Genomic DNA, 2477 nt, shown 5'->3' on the forward strand with positions numbered 1-2477 from the left:
TTTTGATGCTGAATATGATGTGAATACAGTATTACGCTTAGATCCTCATTATAGAACTTAACAGAACACTAAATTTTGATTAGAAAGATTTTCTAAAATTAACATAATACACCTTATACGAAATGCTTTATAATTATCCTTATAATTCAACGCTGTAGTTCCTAGTTGATAGCCCGAGTTTCCATGACCGGGCTTTTTTTATGATTTTTCACGTTCCACGCCTATTATTTAAGCAATGTTTCACGATTTTGATTAGCTCAATTGAATAATCAGGATGCCTGGTCTTTTTCTTTTTGGCGTTTATCCAGCTCTTTTTTCAGCTCCTTTTTATCCTGGTACGATGCGATCAGCATGATCGGGATCAACAGCGGGGCCACAATAATGCCTAGGGCAATGTCTTTCAGTTTCGGCATGATCTTTCTCCCTTAGTCATTATCAAAAACAGCATTCAGTACACGGCCAAATAAGCCACGTTTTTTCTTTGTCTCATAATGCGTATTTGGTACGTGTTTTGGTGTTTCATTAGGGCGTGTCACTAATGTCTCATGGGATGTTTTAATTTCACTATCTCTATTATTATCAATAGTTTCACTTATTCCACTATTGTTGTCGCATGGTGCATCATTGGAATGTGTCACTGGTGTATCATGAGACATTTTTTCTTCAGACTCTTTATGCCCTAATAGCAATTGAAAGCGGTCTATTTGATCTAAATAGCGTTTCTCACGATCTTTGTATGACTCAATTTCCTTTTTCATAAAATCAACAAGCTGACGTAAATCAGCATCATCTTTAGACTGATCCACTTCTTGTTTTTGTTCATGCTTTTTGATCGGCTCTCCAAAGCATCGGATGACTTCTGCAATATCAAAAAGACCATCAGCGCTTCGAGATATACGCCCTTCTTTTATGGCCCTATATAGCGTAGAACGACTGACGTTAAAGCGGTTAGATACTTCACTTAGTGATAATTTAGCCATTTACTAAATCCTTTTATTTAATGGCATATATCCCACTTTTTTTAGGTATGGATATAGTTCTTTGATTTTTTCAGGATCGTGAAGCATCTCAGCAATACGAATAGCAAATTGTGGATAGCTTTCAGTTCCCTGGGAATACCGACCCATTTCCGGTAGCTCTGAAAGTTTATTGGCAAACATGTGGCGTTGTGCATCGGTCATTTGGGTAAAGAGATCTACCGTGTTTGGATCTCTTTCTGAAGGTATCGAATCAATTTTTTTATGCTTAAAAGTGAATGATAAGCCTGAGATAGATCTTCCTGTTTTGTACTGTTCGTATTTTACATGTATATCAGTCAGCTCATTGATTTGCTTTATGGCTGGTTCTAAAACACGACTTTTAAAATTAACCATTTTTTGATATTCATTCATCTCAAGTCCTAATTTTTCTCTGAACTCAGATAAAGAAATAACAGGTGTTTTTCCTACGTCTCTCCAAGCAATTAGAAACTCATATAAACGAATAGCATATTTGCTAGTTAGTTGCGCAACCTGTTTAAGTTGATAGCTCGTAAAGTGCTTTTCCAATCTTGTAATAAGAGGAACAACATCTGGTGCAAAGGTAACTTCTAATGTAGCAAGGTCATCAACATATGCAATTCGGCTAACCCAGCGGGATTTGACTACAATTTCTTTGTTTGTATCTTTATGAATTTCCTTAAAAGAGAACTTTCTTTCAAAAAGATTATTAACTGCATTTTTTAGAGCGTTATACGCAGCTTCTTTGGTGACATCAAAGCGAGAAGCATAATCAGAAGCATGGATTTCTAATTTACTGTCGGATGAGATCCCTTGGCCTGTTTCTCTTGCTCTTATTATTGATAAAAGGATAAGCCGTTGCTCGGTTACTTCGAGATTATAACTGGCATTAATTAAGGCATTATCTTTTACTACTAAGTCATTTTTCATAAGACTGCATAGGTTATAAGTGTTATTAAGACTACATTAGCATTCGATGTAATCAAATGCAAAGAAATTGTAGTCTTATGACAAAGAAATTGTAGTCTTATGACAAAGAAATTGTAGTCTTATGACAAAGAAATTGTAGTCTTATCCACCTTGAAAGCCTTGCAAACAAAGGTTTTCAGAGAGTCTAAAAGCATTAAAAACTTTAAAAATAATTAAAAGCCAAGGTAAGGAAAAATTGCCCTTGGTTTTCGCTACGCTCAAACTCTATTGAACTTCGCTTTCGCTCAGTTCGTAGGGGCAATTTTTGGCTTAAAATTTCGTGACTTTTAAAAAAGAAAAGCAGCTCGGAATTCGCTTCGCTCATGAGCTTTTTACTCGCTTCGCTCGACATAAAGCCATCGTAATCAGTTCGCACCCATTCTGGATGCTCTGATTCTGAGTTCTTGATACACAGGGGAGCCTGTAATCAGGGAAAAACAGGTGAAAAAATTTAGATCCCTGTAGTTCGCTCGTAGACACTCGCTAAATGCTCTCATTTGCGATTTAAGA

Annotated in this window: 3 protein-coding genes; all 3 read right to left on the minus strand. The window is 36.3% G+C overall.

Going from position 1 to position 2477, the window contains the following annotated elements:
- Nucleotides 1-269: 269 nt before the first annotated feature.
- Genes FTU17_RS17080 through repM form a run of 3 tightly spaced genes read right to left on the minus strand, consistent with a single transcriptional unit; the run spans nucleotide 270 to nucleotide 1928 of the window.
- Nucleotides 270-413, minus strand: coding sequence for a hypothetical protein (locus FTU17_RS17080; protein ID WP_167514224.1), 144 nt, complete (start codon nucleotides 411-413; stop codon nucleotides 270-272).
- A gap of 12 nt (nucleotides 414-425) precedes the next feature.
- The gene (locus FTU17_RS17085; protein WP_068975321.1) at nucleotides 426-980 is read right to left on the minus strand and encodes a plasmid replication DNA-binding protein; all 555 of its coding nucleotides are present in this window, start codon (nucleotides 978-980) and stop codon (nucleotides 426-428) included.
- 3 nt (nucleotides 981-983) lie between these two features.
- Nucleotides 984-1928 carry a replication initiation protein RepM gene (gene repM / locus FTU17_RS17090; protein ID WP_068912167.1) on the minus strand — a complete coding sequence of 315 codons (945 nt, stop codon included), beginning with the start codon at nucleotides 1926-1928 and terminating at the stop codon, nucleotides 984-986.
- Nucleotides 1929-2477: the final 549 nt, after the last annotated feature.

It is taken from the genome of Acinetobacter sp. YH12070 (genome assembly GCF_013419625.1).
In the GTDB taxonomy this organism is placed as follows: domain Bacteria; phylum Pseudomonadota; class Gammaproteobacteria; order Pseudomonadales; family Moraxellaceae; genus Acinetobacter; species Acinetobacter amyesii.

Coding starts and splice junctions, on each gene's coding strand:
- FTU17_RS17080 (WP_167514224.1), bottom strand. CDS start 413: ATGCCGAAACTGAAAGACATTGCCCTAGGCATTATTGTGGCCCCGCTG.
- FTU17_RS17085 (WP_068975321.1), bottom strand. CDS start 980: ATGGCTAAATTATCACTAAGTGAAGTATCTAACCGCTTTAACGTCAGT.
- repM (WP_068912167.1), bottom strand. CDS start 1,928: ATGAAAAATGACTTAGTAGTAAAAGATAATGCCTTAATTAATGCCAGT.